The organism is Bradyrhizobium iriomotense (genome assembly GCF_030160715.1).
GTDB lineage: Bacteria > Pseudomonadota > Alphaproteobacteria > Rhizobiales > Xanthobacteraceae > Bradyrhizobium > Bradyrhizobium iriomotense.
Map to the genome: position 1 here is coordinate 173123 of NZ_BSOW01000009.1, position 23104 is coordinate 196226.

Consider the following 23104-nt stretch of genomic DNA (forward strand, 5'->3'; position numbering starts at 1 on the left):
CCCACAGACACGTCATCAGGGCCGCGACACCCGCAGTCAGCTCGCGGCGGCCGCGATCTTGTGCGCGGGCGGTGCGTGACCGCGGCTCGCGTCTTCGCCGCGCCGTGCCTCCGGCGGAAGGCCGGCAAAGCGGCGCAAGGCGTCCGCCATCTGCACCCGTCCAGTGACGCCCGTGATCACCACGTCAACCATGGCGAAGGACGAGTGGAAATGGCCGCGTGCCTGCAACTGCTCGACCGGAACGCCAGCGGCCGCGAGCGCCTCCGCGTAGGCGATGCCTTCGTCGCGCAAAGGATCGAACTCGCAGGTCACCACAAACGCTGGCGGCAGGCCGGCGACCTTGCCGCGCAGCGGCGAGACCCGCGGATCGGTGCGTTCGGTGGGCGAGCAGTAGATGTCCCAGAACCAGTACATCAGCGAGCGTGTCAGGAAGTAGCCGACCGCATTCTCCTCATAGGATGGACGGTCGAATGTGCAGTCGGTGACCGGGCACACCAGAAGCTGGCCGGAGATCTGCGGGCCTCCACGATCGCGCGCGAGCTGGCAGGTGACGGCGGCGATATTGCCGCCGGCACTCCAGCCCGCGACCAGCACCGGGCCCGGCGTGCCGCCGAGCTCGGCCGCATGCGCCGCGACCCAGCGCGTCGCCGCATAGCCGTCCTCGGCTGCCGCCGGGAAGCGGTGCTCCGGCGCATGCCGGTAGCCGACGCTGACGAAGATCATGCCCGTGCGCCGGCACATGTCGCGGCAGAACGGATCGTCGGACTGCTCGTCGCCGAGCACCCAGCCGCCGCCGTGGAAATAGACCACGATCGGGTGTGGCCCCGGTGTCGCCGGCCGATAGAGGCGGTAGGGCAGCGGGCCGTCAGCGACTTGAAGCGTGCCGTCGACGACCTCGCCGACCGGCCGACCCGCGGGTCGGGACTTGTTGAACTCGTTGACGAAGGCGCGCGCACCCAGCGCGCCCATCGATTCGATCGGCGGCAGGTTGAGCTGTGCCAGCATGCCGAGCACGATGCGCACGTCCGGCTGCAGGCGCACGACCTCACCGTCATTGCGCTGCGCGGCGACGTTGGGCCCGGTGAGTTCGAAGCCGAGCATGCCGCGGGCAACGATCTCGTCGCAGATGCTACGGTAGGGGCCGACGCCGCCGGTATAGGGCATCAGGCCCTGTACCTTGCCGGGAACGTTGGCGCCCGTGTACCAGGTGTTGGCGAGCCGATGCAGCGTCAGCATCGAGCAGTCGGCCATGTGCTGACCCCATCCGGCCTGCGCTGTCTCGGTCGCCTCGATGGTGGTGAAGCCGGCGTCGCGAAGTGCGGCGAGGCGCTCGACCACCCAGTCGACATGCTGCTCGATCGATACCGCCATGTTCGACAGCACCGACGGGCTGCCAGGTCCCGTGATCATGAAGAAGTTGGGGAAGCCGGCGACCGTCAGGCCGAGATAGGTCTGCGGCCCGTCCGCCCAGACGTCGGACAGCGATTTGCCGCCGCGCCCGGTGATCGGGTGCACGGCCCGGATCGCGCCGGTCATGGCATCGAAGCCCGTCGCGAACACGATGACATCTACTTCGAAGCTGCGCTTGTCGGTGGTGATGCCGTTGGCGGTGATCGCCTTGATCGGCTCTTGCCGCAGATTCACCAACGTCACGTTGGGCCGGTTGTAGGTTGCATAATAGTTGGTATCGAGGCAGGGCCGCTTGGCGCCGAACGGATGATCGTGCGGCGTCAGTGCCGCGGCGATCTCGGGGTCCTTCACGACCTCGCGGATTTTCTCCCGGATCAAGTCGGCAACCAGCCTGTTGCCGTCGAGATCGACGCCCTGATCGGCCCAGAGCTGTGACAGGATATGGACGAGGTCGCCGGCGGCCCACGCCTTGTCGAAGCGTTCGCGGCGCTCGGCCTCGCTGAGCTGCCAGCTCACGGAGGTCTGCTGCGGATAGGGCACGCCGGCCATCGACCAGCGCGCCTGCTCGCGATAGGCGGCGCGGTCGCCTTGCAGCAGGCCGAGCCGGTCCGCCGGCGCAGGACCGTTGTGGGCGGGCAGCGCGAAATTCGGCGTGCGCTGGAACACCGTCAGATGTGCGGCCTGCTCGGCGATCATCGGGATCGACTGGATGCCCGAGGAGCCCGTGCCGATCACGGCGACGCGCTTGCCCGCGAGATCGACACCCTCGTGCGGCCAGCGCCCGGTGAAATAGACCTCGCCCTCGAAATCCTTGACGCCGTCGATTTCCGGCGGCTTTGGCGCGGAGAGACAGCCCGTCGCCATGATGTAGTGGCGGCAGGAGACAGCCGGGCCGTTGCTGGTCGTGAGCTGCCAGCGTTCGGTGGCCTCGTCCCACTTCGCTTCCATGACCTTGGTCTTGAAGCGGATGTCACGCCGCAGGTCGTAACGATCGGCTACGAAGCCGAGATAGCGCAGGATTTCCGGCTGGGTTGCGTATTTCTCCGACCAGGTCCAGGCCGTCTCGAGATCCGGATCGAACGTGTAGCTGTAATCGATGGTCTGAATGTCGCAACGTGCGCCGGGATAGCGATTCCAGTACCAGGTGCCCCCGACATCGTCGGCCTCTTCCAGCGCGACTGTCGTCAGGCCTGCCCGGCGCAGCCGGTGGAGAAGATAGAGACCGGCAAAGCCTGCGCCGACCACGGCGACGTCCACTTGTTGGGCTTTCCGGGTTTCCTCCGAAGCACGTGCTGCAACCATTGCCTCAGCCATGCGATTATCCTCCCGAGCATTTTGCTTTGTCGACAGGCTATCGCCGCAGCAATGGTTTGTCATCATCGCAAAGTTCAATCTTGGGTAGCGATAGATGGATGCGCTGCGGCTCGCGTAGCGTACGCCGCGCCGCAGCAACCGCCGTGAGCGCTTGATTTTTCGACGCAATCACGCTGTTGTTCCTTCGATGCCGAGTCCGTGCCATTGCCTCGGAGAAAAGGCCCTCGAGGTTTTTAGAGACCAAGGCTCTCACGAAACGCCATGAAGAAGCTGAGCGAGCGAACCAAGGCAAACATGGACGTGGTGCTGGAGGAAACCTGCCGTCAACTGCCGCATGGCGGCGACCACGATAGCCGCAGGTTCATTGCCGAACGCTTGATCAAGGCGGCAGAAGCCGGGCATTCGACGCTCGGAGAGCTCGGCATCGTCGCGCGCCGCGCGCTCGCGGAGCTGACCGGCAAGAGCGGCCAGGGATAGTGCCTAGAGCGTGATGAGATTGGGATGAATCGTCATCGCGCTTTAGGCTATTGTTTGAGCATGATCTCCGCGCAAACGCGTTCCGCGTTTGTCGCGAGGGAAACCGTTTCACACTTTTCCGGATCATGCTCCAGCTGTGGATGGGACAGCCGGACCCGAGCGCCCGGTCCGGCTGCGGTGCCTCAGGTCTCGCTTGCGTTGCCAGTGATGAGCTCGGCCACGCGGGCGCGCGAGATCCTGTGTTCGGCGAGCAACTGCGCTGCAGGGCTCCGCGTCTCCGGAAATATGCCGATCAGCATGTTCGCCCCGGTCACAGCAGTGCGGCCCAGCTCATGCGCATGGATTTCCGCACGCTGTTCGGCGCGTTCGAAAGCGGCGGTGGGTTTGGCCTCCCTGCCATCCTGGGCGGCGATGTTGTTGAGCCCGCGATCGACATAGGCCTTGAGACTCGTTCTCATGGCGTCGAGGTCCGCATTGCAGTCCTGCATCACGGCGGAGGCGTCGGCATCGTCGAGCAGTGCGAGCAGGAGATGCTCCAGCGTGGCGTATTGATGGTGCCTTTCCGTGGCGTAGCCGAGAGCGCGGAGCTTTGTTGCCTGGAGCGCCGGCGATAGTGGGCGTCCAAAGTCCATGAAGGCATCGACCTGTTTCAGCCGCGCCACAGGATCGAGCGTTGCCAGCAGGCTCTGCTTGTCGCCCATCGGCAATCGCAGGCGCGTCGCGATGATGTCGGCGACGCGTCCCGGATCGCGGGTCTGTTCGAGCAGGGGCCATATCCCGGGAATGCGGATGTCACGGGCCGCCGCATAGCGTTCGAAGCGCTTGACTGCGCGGAGGATCAGTTCGGGTGCGTCGGGGATCGGCCCCTCGCCGAGAGCGGCAACCTCCGCCTCGAATGCGCCGCTGCCGGTAACGAAGCGGTGGATCAGGACGCGGCGGTTGACCTGAGTCAGCACCTTCAGCGTCCCGTCAGGCAGCGTTTCAAGCTCGAGCAGCTGGGCGAGAACGCCGATCGCATGGACATCCCCCTCTCCAGGCTCGTCGGTGCCTGACTCCTTCTGGATCGCCAGCACCACCTCGCGCTGCCGTTCGAACGCATGGTCGAGCGCCTGCATGGTCTTTGGGCGTCCGACGAACAGGGGATAGGTCGCGGTCGGGAAGGGGACCAGGTCGCGCAGTGGAACGGCGGGGTAGCTTGTGATTCCGGTTTGAAGTCCTGTTGCCTGCGCCCTTGCGGGCGGCGTCTTGCCGTCGCGTCGATCGGCCAGGAGCATTGCAGACATGGTGTTCCAGTCGGCGAGGCCGAACATCCTGGAGACCAGCTCCAGGCTCTCGCCGTGACTTATGCTGATGGACTTGATCTGGAGGGAGTCGCGCAAGGTTTGCGCCATAGCTTTGGCGTCGCGAAAATCGCGCATCGGTGTCGTCCTTTGCAATGAGCGAACCAGGCGTGTCAGGTGGTTGCGTTGCTGACCCGGTCGCTCGGGCAAAGGGAGGCCGAAAAGGCTTCGATACGTTCACCGTCCCCTGGAGGGTGCAACCGGCAGGTCGTATCAACCGGACGAAAAAGTGACCCAAAGCGCGCTCGCTGTCAATCGCACGACGCTGGGTGAGGCTTGCCTCACCGCGTCAGGCGGACGTAAAAGTACTGGACGCAACTACTGCGCATTGAGATTTCGCCGATGCGGTCCTTGCTGGCGCTCGCTACGGCTTCGATGGTCTCTTCAGTGGTCCTGGGACAGGTCGGCTCGGCCGCGGCCCAGCTGGCCGGGCAATACCCGTTTGCCCTGACGCATGAGGGCCAGATGCTCGGCGCTGTCGAGGGCGAGGTGTCCTCTTTCAAGGGACTGGCGTACGCGGCGGCGCCTCTCGGGCTACTGCGATGGCGCGCGCCAGAGGCGCTTCCCGAGAGCTCGGAGATGCGGACCGCCTACGATTTTGGTCCGGCGTGCCTGCAGCCTGCGATGCCGCAGGCAAGCGAGGATTGTCTGACGCTGAACGTCTTCCGACCCTTCGGCGTCGATGGACCGTTACCGGTGATGGTTTTCTTCCATGATGGCGGCTTCGTCACGGGCACAGCGAATGATCCTCTCTTCGATGGCGCGAAACTTGCGCAGGCTGGCATCATTGTCGTGACGGTGAATTATCGTCTCGGCGTGTTCGGCTGGCTGGCGCATCCCGCGCTCGCCGTGAATGCGCCCGACGGCGCAAGCGCCAATTACGGCATGATGGACCAGATCGCTGCGCTGCGCTGGGTTCATGACAATGCCGCCGCGTTCGGCGGCGATCCCAGCAACGTCACGTTGTTCGGTTCGGGCTCCGGCGCGACCTCGATTGCCCTTCTGATGCTTTGCCCGCAGGCACGCGAGTTGTTTCACAAGGCGATCTTGCAGTCGCTGCCCGCGCGTCAAGGCGTGCCGTCGCTGCAAGAGGCCGAGGCCATTGGGCAACGCGTGTTCTCCCTGGTCGCGCGCGACAGAACTACGTCTGATCCGCGTGCGTCGGATACGAGAATGCTGCTCGCGGCCGAAACCCTGCTGTTCGCCAAATCCGCAGGCAGCTTCGGCCCGGTGCTGGACGGCCGGCTCGTGACGGAGGACATCGCGAGCGGTTTCGGTGCCGCGCATGAAAGCCGAATCCCGCTGATCATCGGCTCGAACGAGGACGAGACGAGTCTTGTCGACGAGCCCGATCTGAAGGAGGAGCTCCGCCTCGCCGGTGAATCCGCCGATCGATTGAAGTCGCTCTATCCCGGCATTTCCGGTAAGCCCGCGGAGCTTGCCGCCCGACTCTACACCGACAGGGTCTTCACGGAGCCCGCGCGTTTCCTCGCGCGGCTGCACGCGGCGACCGGCGCACCGACCTACCGCTACCGCTTTTCCTATGTGGGCGAAGCCCAGCGCGCGAACGGTGATGGCGGTCACGGGCGAGAGTTACAGTTCATCTTCGGCGCCCAGGGCGTGCCGGGCGCGAGCCCCTTCACGCGCGCCGACCGCGAGCTTGCGGGTCAGTTGCGCAGCTACTGGACCAATTTCGCAAGGAGCGGCGACCCCAACGGGGCGGGCCTGCCGCGTTGGGACGCGACATCACAAGGCGAGCGGTTGCTTCAGATCTCGAACGATCGCGTCTGGAGCGGCGACGATGACTGGTCGGATCGCCTGGATCGCCTTGAACGGCGCAGTCCCAAAGGTTGAGCGAAGAGCTGCGCGAAAAGCCTACGCGGCGAGTTCGACGCGGGGCGCCGCCGTCAGCTTCTCTTCCTCCAGGAAGTCCATCGCGCCCTCTTTCTCGACGGCGTAGCATTGCCGGCCTTCTCTCGACATGTAGACGGCGCGGACGACCCCGCGGCGACCCTTGTCACTGTTGACGACATCCCCCAGCGCAAACTTTGCCATCTTACTTCCCGCAAAAACCAACCGGCCGAGTGCTTCGACCCCGGGCGCGGATTTTGGAAGGCAAATCGTTAACGACTTGCTAACCATGCGCGTTTCCCTATGCTCGCCGCCGAAAAGCGCGTAAGCCCAAAGCGCGATGAGGTTAGGATGATCGTCATCGCGCTTTAGGTTGTTGTTTGCGCATGATCTTTTCGGAAAACCGCTTCGCACTTTTCCGGATCATGCTTTAGCCGCGCCTGTTGCGAGAGAGATGAGCCAAAGGCGATGACGCGATTTCCGACCTTCTTCCTGTCACATGGCGGTGGCCCCTGGCCGTTCATGGACGATAGGCGGGTGCAATATGCCAAGACCGCGCAGGAGTTCGGCCGGCTACCCGAGCGGCTGCCGTCGCGGCCGAAGGCGGTGCTCGTCATCACCGGCCATTGGGAGGCGGACCAGTTCACGGTCTCGACCTCGGCGCATCCGCCGATGGTCTACGACTACTACGGTTTCCCCGAGCATACCTATCACCTCAAGTATCCCGCGCCGGGCGAACCGGCCCTGGCCGCGCGGGTGAAGGAGCTTCTGGATTGTGCCGGCGTCGATTGCCGCGAGGACGCCAATCAGGGCTTTGATCACGGCACCTTCGTGCCGCTCGGCCTGATGTATCCGAACGCCGATATGCCGATCGTGCTGTTGTCGCTGAAGGCGACCTACGATCCGGCCGAGCATATCAAGGTGGGCCAGGCGCTGACCGCGTTGCGCGATGAAGGCGTCGTGATCATCGGCAGTGGTCTCACCTACCATAACATGCGCGGCTTCGGACGCGCGGAATCGAAGCCCGTGTCGTATGAGTTCGAGGCCTATCTGAACGAGGCGATCGGCCAGCCGGACGCTGCACGGCGCAATGCCATGCTGATCGACTGGCAGAACGCGCCGGGCGCGCGCCTTGCGCATCCGCGCGAGGACCATCTGCTGCCGCTGATGGTCGCAGCCGGCGCGGCGGATGGCGATACCGGACGCCGTCTGTTCGTCGACGAGGTCGCGAGCGTCGCGATGGCGTCGTACGAGTTCGGTGGTGCGTAGAGCGGATTAGCGTAGCGTAATCCGCCAATCTTGCCGCGGTGACACGGTGGGTTACGCCTTCGGCTAACCCACCCTACGAAGCGCGCAGAGCCCTCACCCGTATTTCAGCTTCATGAACAGGATGCCGCCCGCGAGCACCATGGTGACCGCGTTGGCGGCGACCAGCGGCGCGTCGCCGGAGAGCAGGCCGTAGATGAGCCAGAGCGCGAGGCCCAGCAGCAGCACGAGGAACATGCCGAGCGAGATGTCCTCGGTGGAGCGGGTCTTCCGGACCTTGATGAATTGCGGGGCGTAGGCGAGGGTCGTGCAGGTTGCCGCCGCGAACCCGAGCAGCTTGATGAGAAACGATTCCATGGGCGGCTCTATAGCACGGAATCGACGATGAACACGTGTCAGGTGACCCGGATCATGACCGGCGGGCTGCGACGATCGTGCGATAGAGTGCGGCATAATCCCCCGCCCGGTTGCGCCAGGAGACGTCGGTCGTCATGCCGCTCAATTGCAGCCTGCGCCAGGTCAAATGGTCGTGGAAGGCGAGGTTCGCCTTGCGCAGCGCGCCGGCGAGACCTTCCGATGTGACCGGTCCAAACTTGAATCCGGTCGCATCGTGCCGGCTGCTGTCGGCCTCGCCGATGTCTACCACCGTGTCCGCCAGCCCGCCGACGCGCGAGACGACCGGCACGGCGCCATAGCGAAGCGCGCACAGCTGGGTGAGGCCGCACGGCTCGAACCGCGACGGCACGACGAGCGCGTCGGAGCCCGCCTGGATGAGGTGGGCAAGGATCTCGTCATAGCCGATCACGACCGCGATGCGGCCGGGATAGGCTCGCGCTGCGGCCTGATAGCGGTCCTGGAGATCGGCATCGCCGCTGCCGAGCAGTGCGAGCTGCATGCCTTCGCGAAGAATCGTCGGAATGGTCTCGAGCAGGAGATCCAGGCCCTTCTGCCAGGACAGGCGGCTGATCACGCCAAGAAGAAGTGCATTCGTCGACGGCGCGAGATTGAACTGCTTCTGCAGCGCCGCCTTGTTGGCGGCCCGGGATTGCAGGTCCCTCGCGCCGAAGCGATAAGCGATGTGCGCGTCGGTCTCGGGATTCCAGACCCCGATATCGATGCCGTTGAGGATTCCGCTGAGCACGCCGGAGCGCTCGCGCAAGAGGCCGCCGAGCCCCATGCCGCCCTCGTCGCCCTGGATTTCCCGCGCGTAGGTCGGCGACACCGTGGTGATGCGGTCGGCGAATTGCAGGCCGGCCTTCAGGAAGCTGATCCAGCCAAAATATTCGACGCCGTGGACGCTGAAGGACTCCGGTGGCAGGCCGAACGAAGCAAGCATCTCGTAGGCGAACCTGCCTTGATAGGCCATGTTGTGAATGGTCATCACGGTCCCGGGACGGGAACCGCCAGAATAGTGCAGATAGGCTGGCAGCAATCCCGCCTGCCAGTCGTGCGCATGCACGACGTCAGGCACGAACGAAGGGACGAGGCCGAGGCCGATATCGGCGGCGACGCGTGACAGCGCTGCAAAGCGCACGCCGTTGTCGGGCCAGTCGGTCCCCGCTGCGGTGACGTAAGGGTTGCCCGGCCGCTCGTAGAGATGTGGCGCGTCGAGCACGAAGAGCTCGAGCTCGTCATGCGTGCCCGCGAGCAGGCGCGCGGGTCCACCGAAATAATCCGGCCAGCGCCGGATTTCCTCCGCCTTCGGCAAGGCCCGCATGACGGCCGGATAGCCCGGTACCAGCGTCCGCATCGCGACGTCATGGGCTTTCAGTGCAGCCGGCAGCGCGCCGGCGACGTCGGCAAGACCGCCGGTCTTGATGATCGGATAGATTTCCGATGTGACCGCAAGGACGCGTGTCAACGTCATGCGTTCAGCCTGTCGATCATCAACTGCGTGATGAGCGAGATGCCCTGCTCGGTGGTGCGGAAACGCTTTGCATCCAATTCCGGGTCCTCGCCGACGACGAGGCCTTCGGGTATCTCGACGCCGCGGTCGATCACGACGTTGCGCAGGCGCGCGCCGCGGCCGACAGTGACGTAAGGCATGATCACCGCATTCTCGACATTGGCATAGGAATTGATGCGCACGCCGGTGAACAGCAGCGAGCGCCGGAGCGAGGCGCCGGAGATGATGCATCCGCCCGAGACGAGCGAGCTCACCGCCTGACCGCGCCGGCTCTCCTCGTCGTGCACGAATTTGGCAGGGGGCGTGATTTCCGAATAGGACCAGATCGGCCAGGAGCGGTCGAACAGGTCGAGTTCGGGCACCACGTCGGTAAGATCGGTGTTGGCAGCCCAGTAGGCGTCGACGGTCCCGACGTCGCGCCAATAGGAGCGCTTGTCGTCGCCGGACCGGACGCATGAGCTCGAGAACTGATGCGCCACCGCGCGGCCGTTCTTGACAATATGGGGAATGATGTCCTTGCCGAAATCGTGACTCGAATTCGGGTCGGCGGCGTCGCGCTTCAGCTCCTCGAACAGGAATTTGGCGTCGAAGACGTAGATGCCCATGCTGGCGAGCGACATGTCGGGCTTGCCCGGCATCGGCGGCGGGTCTTTCGGCTTCTCGAGGAACGAGTGGATGATGCCGTCGTCGTCGATGTGCATGATGCCGAAGCCGGTCGATTCCGCGCGCGGCATTTCGAGACAGCCGACGGTGACGTCGGCGCGGCTCTCGACGTGCTGGCGCAGCATCAATTCGTAGTCCATCTTGTAGATGTGATCGCCGGCCAGGATCACGATGAATCGGCAGAGGTGGGACTCGATGATGTCGATGTTCTGGTAGACCGCGTCGGCCGTGCCGACGTACCACATCGCTTCCGAGACGCGCTGGCTCGCCGGCAGGATATCAAAACTCTCATTGCGCTCGGGCCGGAAGAAGTTCCAGCCCATCTGGAGATGCCGGATCAGGCTGTGGGCCTTGTACTGGGTGGCGACCGCGATGCGGCGGATGCCGGAGTTCACGGCGTTCGACAGCGCGAAGTCGATGATGCGGGATTTGCCGCCGAAATAGACCGCAGGCTTGGCACGCCGGTCGGTCAGCTCGAGAAGACGGCTTCCTCGTCCGCCAGCGAGAACGAAGGCCAGGGCCTGGCGCGCGAGTGGCTCATTTCCAACACGATTCATTCTGTCCTCCCGAGGGCCCCGTTTTATCGCCCCGAAACTTCCGTCGCGGGAAGCCGGTGGCGGCTGCATCGAAGCAGAATTCTAGCGGCACGGATAACAATTCGGAAAGTGGCCTGTTGGTTGCCATCGGTCGTGGCCGCCCCGCGGCCCGGCTTTTTCCGTTGCCGAGTCTTCCCGATCGCCCCGAAAGGGTGGTAGGCTGAGGGCTATTTCAGACCGTGTTCATATTTTTTGGATTCATCCAATGCCTTGCGCCAACGAAATGTTCGGCCTGCTGCGGCTGCTTTCAGTCGGGCTGGCCTACCTGACCGGCACCCCGGATCACCCCGTACAGCAACGCGATCTCGCCGAGGCCTGGCAGGTGCTCTCGCCCTGCGCCGATACCGCCTCCTTCGACGGGGCGTGGACCCTGTCGCTGAAGGACAACGGCACCGCCATCGCCAGGAGCTATCGCCACGCGCAGTTGCTGCAAGGCCGCTGGGAGCTCGTCGATGCCGGGACGCACAGCTATCGCATCGACGTGCTCGCCTTTGGCAATGATTTTGTCGTGGTCCCGACGGCGGCTGGCTGCCTGCTCGGCTCGGGCACGCTCAGAAACGTCGATCTGCGCCAGAGCTGGTTTACGCATGGCAGCCGCGAGGCAGGCGATCTCATGGCATGGGCGACCGATCCGGGCGCAAGAACGAAGTAGCCGCTTCGGCACGGCTTGCGGGCGTTTGTCCTGCGGCATTTCAGCGCCCGCGGCAGAGCTGGCGCGATCCGTGCCGGCTTTCTGAGGTTTGAGGCGGTCGGGATCGACGGCGGGCCGGGAGGCCTTGTGCGGTGCACGCAAACGGATGCTTTGATTCAGCGCAAAGATGCCAGATCATGCGGCGTGCGACCTTTTTCCAAACGAAACGTCAGAGGAGCAAGGCGATGAGTATCTGGAAAACGGCAATAGCCTGTTCGCTCGCTGGTGCCGTTGTGGCCGGCCAGGTGCAGCAGGCGGCGGCGGCACCGATGCCGACCAATGTGGCAACGATGAAAGCCATGGTCGGCGATGACACCACGCAGGTGTACTGGCGCGGCGGATGGGGCTGGGGATTGGGAGCGCTTGCAGCCGGCGCCATCATCGGTGGCGCCATCGCAAGCAGCGGGCCCTACGGCTACTATGGTGGTGGTCCATACTACGGCAGCCCTTATGGCTATGGCTATGGCGGGTATGGCGGGTATGGCGGCTATGGCTACGCGCCGGCCTATTACGGCTACGCGCCGGGCTACGCCTATTCGTCCTATTATTCCTATCCCCGCTACTACCGCCCGTATCGATCGTATTACGGCAGCTATGGCTACTACCGGCCATACCGGGCCTGGCACCGCCCCTACTATCGCGGATATTGGTGATCGCGCGAGCGTGCGTCGGCAGTTCTGACAGTCGACCTGGCAAGGCTCGGCGCTCGCGCTGTCGCGCGCGAGCGCCCGTGGCCGGTCACGGTAGAAGCGCGATGATCGCAAGGCCGGCGTCGATGACGATTGGCTCCGACGACGAGAAATAGACGGCGGCAAACACGCAGGCGATCGCGTAGACGAATACGAACCAGCCTTCGCAATTACGGGTTGAAGAAATACCTCTGCGGTATGGGACTGGCATGGTCAACTCCCTGCCAAAATTTGGGCATCGACTGCCCTGATCGAAAAAGACAGCGTGATGAAATACTTCCTGGTGATGTCCACGACATCGCCAGGCGCGACGCTAGCGCCGAGGACCGGCAGGAGTCCTTAAGCCGTCCTTACATTTGACTGAGCTTTCTCTTAAGCTCGGAAAGCACACGGAGATTGCGGCCGTGCGGACAGACGAGCTCGCCTTTGGCCAGTTCCGGCTCGATCGCGCCAATGCGCTGCTGTGGCGCGGTCCGGAGCGCGTTGTGCTGGCGCCGAAACCCTTCGAGGTCCTCTGCTGCCTGATCAAGCGCCCCGGCGAGCTCGTTACCAAGGAAGAGCTGCTCGACGCGGTCTGGTCGGATCTGCACGTCAGCGAGTCGAGCCTCGCGGTCGCCATGAATGCGCTGCGTGCGGCGCTCGGTGATGACAGGCAGTCACCCAACTACATCGAAACGGTCACGCGCCGCGGCTACCGCTTCATCGCACCCGTCACCACCGCATCATCGTCGGCCATCGAACGGCTGGAGGAGACATCCGAAGACGTGATCTCTCGGCGGCGGCAATGGCGCGTGGGACGCGATACGGCGCTCGAAACGCTCGACAACGTGCTGCAGAAGGTCAAAGCCGGACAGCGTCAGGTCGTCTTCATTACGGGCGAAGCCGGAATAGGCAAGACGACACTTGTTCAGATGGCTCTCGATCGCATGGCGCGCGAGAGACCCGGAGTGCTGCATTGCGGTTGCAACGAATTGTTCGGCACCCATGAGGCTTTCCTGCCGCTGATTGAAGCCCTCAACGAGCGATGCCGCGGCGAGGGAGACGCCGCAATGCTCGCCGCCATTCGCGAGCACGCGCCGACGTGGCTCGCCCAGATGCCGGGTTTCCTTGGTGAAGGTGATCGCGTCGCCTTCCAGCAGGAGATCTTTGGCGCGACGAGGGAGCGCATGTTGCGCGAGTTCGCCGATCTTCTGGAAAGCATCGCCGCGAAGCGGCCCTGGATCATCATCCTGGAAGACCTGCACTGGAGTGACTTTGCCACCGTGGATGTTCTGTCGCGCCTGGCGCGGCGGGACCGGAAGGCGGCCATCCTCGTTCTCGCCACCTATCGGCCGATGGAAGTCGCCGTCGGCGGACATCCGGTCAAGACCGTCCACCAGGACCTCCAGATTCACGGACATGCAACCGAGCTCGCGCTCGATCGGCTGACGGGGAGCGACGTCGAGCGATACCTTGCCCTGCGCTTCAACTCGGCCGAATTCGCCGGCGAGCTGGTCGAGCGCATCTTCGCGCGAACCGAGGGACAGCCCTTGTTCGTGACGTCGCTCCTCGATCATCTCGTTGCCCAGGGCGTGCTCGTCGAGGATGGCGGGGAGTGGCGGCTGGAGCGCGAGGAGGCGGCCTCGCATGACAGCATGCCGGGCGATTTGCAGGGCATGATCGAGCGGCAGATCGATCACCTCACGGCCGAGGAGCGCAGCCTGCTCGAGGTCGCAAGCGCGGCGGGAGCCGAGTTCTCGGCGCTGCACATTGCCGGCGCACTCGATCGGAACGTGCTGGACGTGGAGCAGATGTGCGAGGAGCTGGCGCGCGCCGGCCGCATCATCCTCGTGGCCGGCTCGACCGAATGGCCGAGCGGAGAGGTCTCGGGCCGCTACGCGTTTCAGCACGCGTTGTACCAGGAGATGCTCTACCAGAGGCTGGCGCCCGCGCGCCGCGTGAATACCCACATGCGGCTCGGTGTCAGTCTCGAGCGCGGTTATGGATCGCAAGGCGCGGAGGTTGCCTCGGTGCTCGCGCGTCACTTCGAGCTGGGGCGCGATTTCGCAAAGGCAATGCGCTATCTCACCATGGCGGCCGAAGGTTCGGCGCGGCGCTTCAGCACGCGCGAGGCCGCGAACTACCTCACGCGTGCCTTGGATCTCGTGCCGCATCTGCCGACGGACATGCAGGTGCCGACGCGCCTGAAGCTGCTGCTGCAGCGCGCCTGGGCCTGGCGAGCCGGCGGCGACTTCCTGAACTCGCTGCAGGATCTCGGCGCGATCGTGGCCCATGCAGCGGAGAACGGCCTTGTTCGGGAGGAGGTGAACGCGCTGGTCGATCTCAGCAGGTTCTGCCTCTATATCGATCGGCGACGATGCCTGCCCTTCGCCGAGCAGGCGCTGGCGAAGAGCCGGGCAATCGATGATGCCGCATTCGCTGCCCTGGTTCGGGGCAACGTCGCGAATCTGAAGCTGATGTTGCGCGGCTGGAGCCGCGAGGACGCCGAGTTCTCCGAGCAGGCGTCGGCGCTGATCTCGGAAGCGCAGGACCTTAGCATGCGGCTGCGGCGCTGCTCCATGGAAATGGTGCTCGAGTTCCTGAGGTCGAACTATCCGGCCTGCATGGATGCGACGGGCAGAGGCAAGCAACTCGCCCGCGCGCTCGGCGATGTCTACCTCTTCGTGCTCTATGAGTCAGTCGAAGCGTTCGCGTCCCTCTATACGGGCGAATGGGGGGCGTTGCAGCAGGGCGTTCGCTCAGCGCTCGCCATCGCGGAGCGGAACGCGAACCCGCAGGCACGCGCCCTGTGCCAACTCACGATCGGGTGGCTCCACGCCGCGGTGCAGGACCATGAGACGGCGGCGAGACATGCGGAGGAAGTCGTCGGGCCGATGCTCGAGGCAAACCCGTTCACCTTCTTCCTCGGCAGGAATTTGCTGGTGCGCGCCCATCTCGGGATGGGCGATCTCGCTTCGGCGCGGCAGCATCTCGATGCCGTCGAGCGGCGGATGGCGGTCGATGGTGTGCCGATCGAGTCGCTGGTCATGCCGCAATACTTGCTGAACTGCTGCGAGTACTGGATCGAGGCCGGCGACCTCGACCAGGCAAGGGCGGCGTCCAGCCGGCTTCACGAGGTGACGAGCGCGGCTCCCGATCGGCCGTTCCTCGCGCTGTGTCAGGAGGTGATGGCGAGAATAGCGCTGCTGAGCGGCGATGCGGAGATCGCCCGGCGGCACCTGTCCGAGGCCGTCTCGACGGTTCACCATGCAGGGCTGCCCTACGCGGCATGGCGGGTCTACGCCTCGCTCGCGGAGTTTTACGCGAGCCGTGGAGAGGCACGGAAGGCAGCGAACTGGAGAGGTCACTCAGATAAGGTCGTGAATTCGCTTGCGTGTTCGCTCGCGCCCGATGATCCGCTGCGCTCGCTGTCATTCTTCACCAGCGGCGAGATCGCCGGTGCAGCGGACACTTGTGTCCGCCGGCCCGACATCAATCGGGAAACTCGCTGATGTCCTGCGGTTCTCTGGGCGGCGGGATCGGTCCGTTCTGCTTGTGCCGGCGCTCGCGAGACGCACGATAGGCATCCCTGCGCAGCCGCATGATCGAGCCGAGCGGCTGATGAGCGGCCAGGCAACGCCAGGGATCGAACGACAGGACGTCGTTGGCGTAGTCGCGGCGTGTAGAGGTATTGGCGGCCTGCGAAGGAATGGCGATCTTGCCCAGCGGCTGCGGTACCGCAACACCCTCTGGCCAGTCGATCGAGGAATCCTCGACCGGCGTGCGTTTCAGGTCGGTGCAGAGCTGGGCACGCAGCTCATATTCCGCAAAATTGTCCTTAAAGAACGATGTGACCGAGTCCCGCACGATTTCGTCGCCGTCATGGCAGGGCTGACCCGTGAGCCTGCGCACGGCATCCGAAACCGGCACCGCCCGGATCCTCGCGATATAGTCTCCGAAGCGGAGTGTGCCCTCGGTGTGAAAGGTTTCGCCGAGGATGTTGTTGCCGGGGTCGCCAAGCGCCTTCGCAAGCAATGGAATCGGGGCGCCAGTCGCGTTCGAAACCGTGAGAGCGATGCGGGAGAAGAACCCCACGACCCTGAACCCGATGTCGGGGGTATTCAGGTTGCGCTCGACGTTGCGCTGGGCCGCCAAATAAGCCTTGGCATCGGCCATGTAGCTCGGGTGATTGACGAGAAGGAAATCCTGGTTGGTCGAAGTGTCGTCCGCCAGCGCCTTGTCGCCGGACACACCCAGGACCTTGATCGCTATGCCGCGGGGTGCCCGAACGCGATCGCTCTTGAGCCCGAAGGCGGTGGAGAGACGGACGATGATCGGATAACGGGCGGGCTTTGCGAACAGGCCCTGGCGCAAATGCGCCGGCAGATTGTCGTAGACGGTCAGTTCGCCGCGCAGGAAGCCGACGCCTTTGGCGTGTTGCTGGCGAATGCCGTGGCTAAATCGCTTGAAGGTGGCGTCGCTGGTCCGCTCGATCGAGGCGACGATGGCCCGGACCGCATCGGTCTCTTCGGGACTCGGTTGTTCGATAGAGGGGTCGTAGCGAAGATATTGATCGGCTGACATGGCGCTGATCTCCAGCCCGCGGGTCGCCTGCCCGTCGCGAACGGTGGCGGCCGCTGGGCGAGTTCCATTGTAGACGCGCGCGCGCCGCGCGAGCAACCGGAAGACGAATTCCGGCTGCTCTGACGCCCCCTTCCGTCGCAACTTTTCAGTCGCCGCTATTGCGCGACGCGCTGCGATGCAACGATGTTCTCCTGGCGAACCTCGCTGCGGCGCTCAGGCGTGGTGCAGACCTTGTCGCCGTAATACGCCTCGCGCCAGACATATCCCGACTGGCATGTGTCGCTGGCGGGCAGATGCCGGCTGGCGGCCCTTGCATTCTCGCTTGCGACGACGCTCCTGGACTCCGGCGTGACGCAGACGAGGTCGCTTGGAACGGCGACGCGCCAGACATAACCGGGGGCGCATTCCATCGCCGCCATTGCGGGGCTGGTCGCGGAGACGCAGGTCGTCAGGAAGGCATAGAGGGCGGCGATCCGGTAGCGGCTCCTGACAGTGTTGTTGTCCGAATGCGAGGGAGAAGGTTTGCGTGCTGAAATGGTCATGATCAAGTCCTCCTGAAATACGGCGCCACGCGGTCTCCCGATTGATGCGGAGATGAGGCATGGACGTCACCGGACGCGATGCTAGGGCGGAGGCAGGCCGGGAGTCCTTAAGCGCGGCTTATCTTCTTCTCATCTTTCTCTTAAACGCGGTCGCCCTCACAATGAGAGCCAGAGCATCGCCGCCATGCGGGCGAGGTGCAGCAGCACGATCGCCGCGAGGTGAAGCGGTCCGGCCTTGAGAGACGGACCGCTCATCCTTCGGGCTGCCTCAGTTCGATCCTGCGGCGGCCGCGGTGAAGCTGCGGTCGACGGCCTGGCTGACGTCGAGCTTCTTCGGCAGGATGCCGTAGCGGGTGGCGCGGTCGGAGGCCTCCTGCACCTCCTTCACCACGTTCTCGTCAATCACGATCGGGCTGGTGCGCTGCGCGGTGTAGGCGCTGAACAGCACGTCTTCTGGGAGTTTGGTCAGCTCCGCGGTGTTCTTCGCATAATCGCCGAGGTGATCGAGCGACCACAGCCGCGCCTTGTTCAGGCGTTGCACCAGATCCTGCACGGCGGCGCGCTTGCTGGCGATGGCGCTGTCGGAGGCGACGATGAAGGTGATGGTCGGCGTCAATCCTTCGCCGTCGGCGATGACGCGCGCCTTGTCCTTCAGCGTTGCAAAGGACACGTAGGGCTCCCACACCGCCCAAGCATCGATCGAGCCGGCGAGCAGCGCGATCTTGGCGTCGACCGGTCCGAGCGGCGCGAACGTCGCGTCGTCGAGCTTGATCTGCGCCTTCTCGAGTGTCGCGTCGATCAGGAATTGGCCCCAGCCGCCGCGGGTGCCGGCGAGACGCTTGCCTTTGAGGTCGGCGGCCGACCTGATCGGTGAATCCTGCCGCACGAGGATGGCTTGCGTCTTCGCGTCCGATCTGGTGCCGCCGATCGCCTTGATCGGCGCGCCGGCGGCATAGACCGACAGGAAGGAAAGATCGCCGGTATAGCCGACGTCGAGCGCGCCTGCGTTCAGTGCCTCGAGGATCGGTGCCGCCGCGGGAAATTCCGACCATTCGATCTTGTAGGGCAGGTCCTTGGCATAGCCGGAGATGTCGAGCAGCGAACGGTTGCCGCCTTTCTGGTCCCCGACGCGCAGCACGATCGTATCCGCTGCGAACGACGCAGCCGCCGTCGACAGTGTGATTGCGGCGGCGAACAGCGATGTCGCGAGTCGGCGCGTGAGAGAACGATCGTGAGAGTGGGAGTTGATGCTCATGTGATGCTTCTTGTTGTCCTTGCTCACGACGCGTGAGCGAACGATGCTGCGAGACGATCAAGTCTATGAACGCGCGACATGCAGTCAATGAAACGGCTAACCGAATTGCGTGCGCTTGCCAGAAGGACGTTTCTCGAAACAAGTGTCTGCCAGAACGCGATATGTCCGACGTCTGATCTGCGCGGAGATTGTGCAAACGACGGAGTCGCGACGCATCATCGCGATGCGGTGAAGGCGGAAAAATCCTTTCGTCGTTGATGCGCGCGCTGGTGGAGAGAATGTCTGCGCTGCTCGCAACATTCGAAATTCCATTTCATTGACGATGCGGCCGACGCGCCGCATCATTTGCGCATCGCAATCAAGAGGCGGCGTGTTCGCCTCGAGAAGGTTTTTCTCTTATCGCAGCTCCGCACGGAACATGCGCAACGCGACGCGTTGCGTAAACGGCGGAGTGTTGGGGCAATGAGGTGCCGATGAGCAACGACGAGGACAAGCGCGGCGGGTCGGACTTCGACCGGCGCTATATGCTGCGGGCGGGCCTTGCGGCGGCATTTTCTGCGCCGCTCGGGGCTCTCGGCGCGCAAGCATTCACGCCGCGCGCAGCTGCGCCGGCGATCGATTTCTCGCAGTTTCCGCTCTGCCAGACAGCCTCCGATGCGCCGGCGCCCACCGGCGCGCCGCGCAAGCTGAAACTGTCGTGGAACGCAGGTGCCGTCTGCCTCGCGCCGGTCCCGGTGGCGATCGAGCATGGCTTTTTCCAAAAGCAAAATCTCGACGTCGAGCTCGTCAACTATTCCGGCTCGACGGATCAGCTCCTGGAAGCCATCGCAACAGGCAAGAGCGACGCCGGTCTCGGCATGGCGCTGCGCTGGCTGAAGCCGCTGGAGCAGGGCTTCGACGTCAAGATCGCTGCCGGTACCCATGGCGGCTGCATGCGCGTCCTCTCGCGCGCCGACTCCGGCGTGAGCAAGCTTGCCGATCTCAAGGGCAAGATCGTCGCTGTCGGGGATCTCGCCGGTCCCGACAAGAACTTCTTCTCGATTCAGCTCTCCAAGCTCGGCATCGATTCGATCAAGGATGTCGACTGGCGCGCCTATCCCGGCAACCTGCTCAACGTCGCAGTCGAGAAGGGCGAGGTGCAGGCCTTCTTGTCGTCCGATCCGCTCGCCTATCTCTGGCTCAAGGACACCCAGTACCAGGAGGTCGCCTCCAATCTCGACGGTGAATATCGCGACAAGAGCTGCTGCATCTTGGGGCTGCGCGGCAGCCTGGTGCGCGAGGAGCCGCAGGTTGCACGCGCCATCACGCAGGCACTGCTCGATGCTGCGATGTTTTCCTCGCAGAACCCGGAGAAGGCGGCAAAATCGTTCCAGCCCTATGCGCCGAAGGCGGCGACGCTTGCCGACCTCGAAGGCATGGTGCGCTACCACACCCACCATCACCATCCGGTCGGCGAAGTGTTGAAACGCGAGCTCAAGGCCTATGCGGATGATCTGAAGAGCGTCTCGGTATTCAAGCCGAGCACGGATACCGCCAAATTCGCGGAGCGCATCTATGTCGACGTATTCGCTGTCTGACGGCCTGCCGTCGGCCGCGCCGCGCGAGCTTGCGCTTGCTGGCTGGCTGAAGGAGTCCGGTTCCGGTGTCGTGGCGAGCCTCGCCTGGATCGCCTTCGGTCTGTCCTGCCTGCTCTGGGATGACGTCGGCGACTGGTCGCGGACGCATTCACTTGGGATCGCCGCCTTCATCATCGCCGCCTTCGCCCTGTTCGGGACGGTCGGTGCCGATTACCTCGGTTCTGCCGGACGCGCCTTGCGCAAGCGCGCACCGTGGCTGCTGGCACTCGGCCTGATCCTGACGCTGTGGGAGGTCGCGACTGCAAAATTCGCGTGGCTGCCGCTACCGTTCTTCCCGCCACCGCAGGCGATCATCGAGATCTATACCGACGATCTGCCAAAGCTGCTCGACAGCGTCTTTGCTTCCGTCAGGCTCCAGCTCGGCGGCTATGTCATCGGTGCAGCCGTCGGCTTCGTCACCGGCGTTTCGATCGGCTGGTCGCGCGTGGTCGGTTATTGGGTGCATCCGGTATTGCGCTTCATCGGCCCGCTGCCGGCCACCGCATGGCTGCCGATCGCCTTCTTCACGTTCCCGTCGAGCTGGAGTGCCTCGACCTTCCTGATTGCGCTTGCGACCGGCTTTCCCGTCACGGTGCTGACCTGGTCGGGCGTCGCGAGCGTCAGCAACGCCTATTACGACGTGGCGCGCACGCTCGGCGCGAAGCCGTCCTTCCTGGTGCTGAAGGTTGCGATCCCCGCAGCACTGCCGCACGTCTTTGTCGGCCTGTTCATGGGGCTCGGCGCGTCCTTTGCCGTGCTCGTCGTCGCCGAGATGATTGGCGTCAAGGCGGGGCTCGGCTGGTACCTGCAATGGGCGCAGGGCTGGGCAGCCTACGCCAACATGTATGCGGCGCTGATCGTGATGTCGCTGCTCTGCTCCGGCGCGATCACGCTGCTGTTTGCGATCCGCGATCGCCTGCTGGTCTGGCAGAAGGGGACCGTCAAATGGTAGCGACTGCCGAGATCATCGCCTATCCCGCCGCCGGCGCCGCGCTCGACATCGAGCAGGTCAGCCACGCCTTCGACATCGACGGCACGGAGCTTCCGGTGCTCAGCGATGTCAGCATCGCCGTCGAGCCCGGCGAGTTCGTTGCGCTGCTTGGTCCGTCCGGCTGCGGCAAGTCCACGCTGCTGCGGCTGGTCGCGGGCCTCGAGAAGCCGCGGGCGGGCTCCTTGCGCGAGGACGAGAGCCGTATCACGCACCCGCATCCCTCGCGCGTCGTCGTGTTCCAGGACCCGACGCTGTTTCCCTGGCGCACGGTCTGGGACAACGTCGCGCTCGGCCTCGAGGCTCAGGGCATCCTGAAGAGCCAGCGTTCGCGCGTCGATGCTGCGCTCGAGCTCGTCGGGCTGTCGGCGTTCCGCAACGCCTATCCGCACCAGCTCTCCGGCGGCATGGCGCAGCGCGTTGCGCTCGCACGCGCGCTCGTCAACGATCCCAAGATCCTCATTCTCGACGAGCCGCTGGGCAAGCTCGACTCGCTCACCCGCATCACGATGCAGGCCGAGCTCGTCTCGCTCTGGCAGCGCAAGGGCTTTACCACGCTGCTCGTGACCCATGACGCCGAGGAGGCGCTGGTGCTCGCCAACCGCGTCATCGTGTTCAGCGAGCGTCCGGCGCGCGTCAAGGCGGACATTCGCGTCGATCGGCCCCATCCGCGACATCGTGGCGATCCGTATCTTGCCGATCTGCGCCGCCAGATCCTCGGCCTCTTAGGGCTCGATGCCACATGGTGACGCCACAGGGAAACTCCGTCGCAAAATCTCGTGTGGCGCAAGGTGAGCCGGACTATGTCGAGCGTGCCCAGGTCCTTGCCGCAGGCTTCGCCGAGCGCGCGGCCGAGCACGACCGCACCGCCAGCTTCCCCTTCGAGAATTTCAGGGAGCTGTCGGAAGCCGGTCTGCTGTCGCTGACGGTGCCGGCCGCGCACGGCGGGGCCGGAGCCGGCGCGCGCTACGCCGCACGTATCCTTGGCATCGTCGGCAAGGCCGATCCGTCGACCGCGCTGGTGCTGTCGATGCACTACATCAATCACCTCGTCATGGCGAGAAGCACGACGTGGCCAGCGCGGCTGTCGCGCAAGCTCGCACGCGAGAGCGTCGAGGGGCTTGCGCTGATCAATGCGCTACGCGTCGAGCCCGAGCTCGGCTCGCCGGCGCGCGGCGGCCTACCGGCGACCATCGCGCGGCGCACCGAAACCGGCTGGCGACTGACTGGTCACAAGATCTATTCGACGGGATCGCCGATCCTGAAATGGTACCTGGTCTGGGCGAGGACCGACGAGGCGGAGCCGCGCGTCGGGCAGTTCCTCGTGCCAGCGGGCTTGCCGGGCACGCGCATCGTCGAGACCTGGGATCACCATGGCCTGCGCGCGAGCGGCAGCCATGACGTCATCTTCGACGACGTCGTCATTCCCCTGGATTCCGAACTTGATGTCCGCAGGCCGGCCGATTGGCGCGCACCGGATGTCACGCAGGCGACCGTCCATACCGTGTTCGTCGCGGCGATCTATCACGGCGTCGCGCGCGCCGCACGCGACTGGCTGATCGAATTCTTGAAGCATCGCGTCCCCGTCAGTCTCGGTGCGCCGCTGTCGACGCTGCCGCGCGCCCAGGAGATCCTCGGCGCCATCGAGGCGCGGCTCGCGGTGAACGCCCGGCTGATCGCCACGTTTGCCGGCGATTTCGACGATGGTGTCGCGCTCTCCGCTGCCGAATCCAACGTCATCAAGCTGACGGTGACCAGTAACGCCGTCGCCGTGGTCGAGGACGCGCTTTCGCTCACCGGTAACCACGGGCTCACCCGCGCCAATCCGCTGGAGCGGCATTATCGCGACGTGCTGTGCGGCCGTGTGCATACGCCGCAGGACGATTCAACGCGCCTCACGCTTGGCCGTGCCGCGCTCGGACTTTGAGATCAACAGG

20 protein-coding genes are annotated in these 23104 nt (G+C 64.6%); 10 read left to right on the plus strand and 10 right to left on the minus strand.

Annotation, left to right across the window (positions count from 1 at the left end; translation table 11 throughout):
* Positions 1 to 36: 36 nt before the first annotated feature.
* Entirely contained in the window at positions 37 to 2724 is a 2688-nt protein-coding gene (locus QQL28_RS15070; protein ID WP_284266496.1) for a flavin-containing monooxygenase, read from the minus strand.
* 261 nt (positions 2725 to 2985) lie between these two features.
* On the opposite strand from QQL28_RS15070, the gene QQL28_RS15075 reads away from it, so the two are divergent.
* Entirely contained in the window at positions 2986 to 3201 is a 216-nt protein-coding gene (locus QQL28_RS15075) for a hypothetical protein (RefSeq protein ID WP_284266498.1), read from the plus strand.
* Between the two features lie 182 nt (positions 3202 to 3383).
* On the opposite strand, the gene QQL28_RS15080 is transcribed toward QQL28_RS15075, so the two are convergent.
* Positions 3384 to 4619, minus strand: a complete 1236-nt coding sequence (locus tag QQL28_RS15080) for an LON peptidase substrate-binding domain-containing protein (protein WP_284266500.1) — start codon at positions 4617 to 4619, stop codon at positions 3384 to 3386.
* 264 nt (positions 4620 to 4883) lie between these two features.
* On the opposite strand from QQL28_RS15080, the gene QQL28_RS15085 reads away from it, so the two are divergent.
* Positions 4884 to 6395, plus strand: coding sequence for a carboxylesterase/lipase family protein (locus tag QQL28_RS15085; protein ID WP_284266502.1), 1512 nt, complete (start codon positions 4884 to 4886; stop codon positions 6393 to 6395).
* A gap of 21 nt (positions 6396 to 6416) precedes the next feature.
* Here the strand turns inward: QQL28_RS15085 and QQL28_RS15090 are convergent, their stop codons facing one another.
* Positions 6417 to 6596, minus strand: coding sequence for a hypothetical protein (locus QQL28_RS15090; RefSeq protein ID WP_284266504.1), 180 nt, complete (start codon positions 6594 to 6596; stop codon positions 6417 to 6419).
* 264 nt (positions 6597 to 6860) lie between these two features.
* Between QQL28_RS15090 and QQL28_RS15095 the strand changes: the two genes are divergently transcribed.
* Positions 6861 to 7661, plus strand: coding sequence for a DODA-type extradiol aromatic ring-opening family dioxygenase (locus tag QQL28_RS15095; protein WP_284266506.1), 801 nt, complete (start codon positions 6861 to 6863; stop codon positions 7659 to 7661).
* A gap of 93 nt (positions 7662 to 7754) precedes the next feature.
* On the opposite strand, the gene QQL28_RS15100 is transcribed toward QQL28_RS15095, so the two are convergent.
* From QQL28_RS15100 to glgC, 3 genes are read right to left on the minus strand one after another with little or no spacing between them, the layout of a single operon-like run.
* Positions 7755 to 8015 (minus strand): SemiSWEET transporter, encoded by a 261-nt coding sequence (locus QQL28_RS15100; protein WP_284266508.1) that lies wholly within the window; start codon positions 8013 to 8015, stop codon positions 7755 to 7757.
* 52 nt (positions 8016 to 8067) lie between these two features.
* Positions 8068 to 9525 carry a glycogen synthase GlgA gene (gene glgA / locus QQL28_RS15105; RefSeq protein ID WP_284266510.1) on the minus strand — a complete coding sequence of 486 codons (1458 nt, stop codon included), beginning with the start codon at positions 9523 to 9525 and terminating at the stop codon, positions 8068 to 8070.
* Positions 9522 to 10784 carry a glucose-1-phosphate adenylyltransferase gene (glgC, locus tag QQL28_RS15110; RefSeq protein WP_284266513.1) on the minus strand — a complete coding sequence of 421 codons (1263 nt, stop codon included), beginning with the start codon at positions 10782 to 10784 and terminating at the stop codon, positions 9522 to 9524. Before glgC ends, glgA begins: the two co-directional genes overlap by 4 nt.
* Before the next feature lie 244 nt (positions 10785 to 11028).
* Between glgC and QQL28_RS15115 the strand changes: the two genes are divergently transcribed.
* Together QQL28_RS15115 and QQL28_RS15120 are read left to right on the plus strand one after the other, a co-directional pair.
* Positions 11029 to 11475 (plus strand): hypothetical protein, encoded by a 447-nt coding sequence (locus tag QQL28_RS15115; RefSeq protein ID WP_284266515.1) that lies wholly within the window; start codon positions 11029 to 11031, stop codon positions 11473 to 11475.
* A gap of 224 nt (positions 11476 to 11699) precedes the next feature.
* Complete coding sequence (locus tag QQL28_RS15120; RefSeq protein WP_284266517.1) at positions 11700 to 12167, plus strand: hypothetical protein; 468 nt, start codon at positions 11700 to 11702, stop codon at positions 12165 to 12167.
* A gap of 85 nt (positions 12168 to 12252) precedes the next feature.
* Here the strand turns inward: QQL28_RS15120 and QQL28_RS15125 are convergent, their stop codons facing one another.
* Complete coding sequence (locus QQL28_RS15125) at positions 12253 to 12414, minus strand: hypothetical protein (RefSeq protein WP_284266519.1); 162 nt, start codon at positions 12412 to 12414, stop codon at positions 12253 to 12255.
* Positions 12415 to 12607: 193 nt separating this feature from the next.
* On the opposite strand from QQL28_RS15125, the gene QQL28_RS15130 reads away from it, so the two are divergent.
* Positions 12608 to 15694 carry an AAA family ATPase gene (locus QQL28_RS15130; RefSeq protein WP_284266521.1) on the plus strand — a complete coding sequence of 1029 codons (3087 nt, stop codon included), beginning with the start codon at positions 12608 to 12610 and terminating at the stop codon, positions 15692 to 15694.
* On the opposite strand, the gene QQL28_RS15135 is transcribed toward QQL28_RS15130, so the two are convergent.
* The 3 genes from QQL28_RS15135 to QQL28_RS15145 form a co-directional block, all read right to left on the minus strand.
* Positions 15675 to 16766 carry a catalase family protein gene (locus QQL28_RS15135; protein WP_284266523.1) on the minus strand — a complete coding sequence of 364 codons (1092 nt, stop codon included), beginning with the start codon at positions 16764 to 16766 and terminating at the stop codon, positions 15675 to 15677. The genes QQL28_RS15130 and QQL28_RS15135 overlap by 20 nt on opposite strands.
* 155 nt (positions 16767 to 16921) lie before the next feature.
* On the minus strand, positions 16922 to 17308 hold the full coding sequence (locus QQL28_RS15140) for a hypothetical protein (protein WP_284266525.1): 387 nt from the start codon (positions 17306 to 17308) through the stop codon (positions 16922 to 16924).
* 268 nt (positions 17309 to 17576) lie between these two features.
* Complete coding sequence (locus tag QQL28_RS15145) at positions 17577 to 18563, minus strand: ABC transporter substrate-binding protein (protein ID WP_284266527.1); 987 nt, start codon at positions 18561 to 18563, stop codon at positions 17577 to 17579.
* 473 nt (positions 18564 to 19036) lie between these two features.
* Here QQL28_RS15145 and QQL28_RS15150 point away from each other — a divergent pair, with 473 nt between their 5' ends.
* From QQL28_RS15150 to QQL28_RS15165, 4 genes are read left to right on the plus strand one after another with little or no spacing between them, the layout of a single operon-like run.
* Complete coding sequence (locus tag QQL28_RS15150; protein WP_284266529.1) at positions 19037 to 20140, plus strand: ABC transporter substrate-binding protein; 1104 nt, start codon at positions 19037 to 19039, stop codon at positions 20138 to 20140.
* A complete protein-coding gene (locus QQL28_RS15155; RefSeq protein WP_284266531.1) occupies positions 20118 to 21131 on the plus strand; it encodes an ABC transporter permease in 1014 nt (337 codons plus the stop codon). Before QQL28_RS15150 ends, QQL28_RS15155 begins: the two co-directional genes overlap by 23 nt.
* Positions 21125 to 21916: an ABC transporter ATP-binding protein gene (locus tag QQL28_RS15160; protein ID WP_284266533.1), complete on the plus strand. Its 792-nt coding sequence runs from the start codon at positions 21125 to 21127 to the stop codon at positions 21914 to 21916. The genes QQL28_RS15155 and QQL28_RS15160 overlap by 7 nt, the downstream gene beginning before the upstream one ends.
* The gene (locus tag QQL28_RS15165; protein ID WP_284266535.1) at positions 21910 to 23094 is read left to right on the plus strand and encodes an acyl-CoA dehydrogenase family protein; all 1185 of its coding nucleotides are present in this window, start codon (positions 21910 to 21912) and stop codon (positions 23092 to 23094) included. Before QQL28_RS15160 ends, QQL28_RS15165 begins: the two co-directional genes overlap by 7 nt.
* Positions 23095 to 23104: the final 10 nt, after the last annotated feature.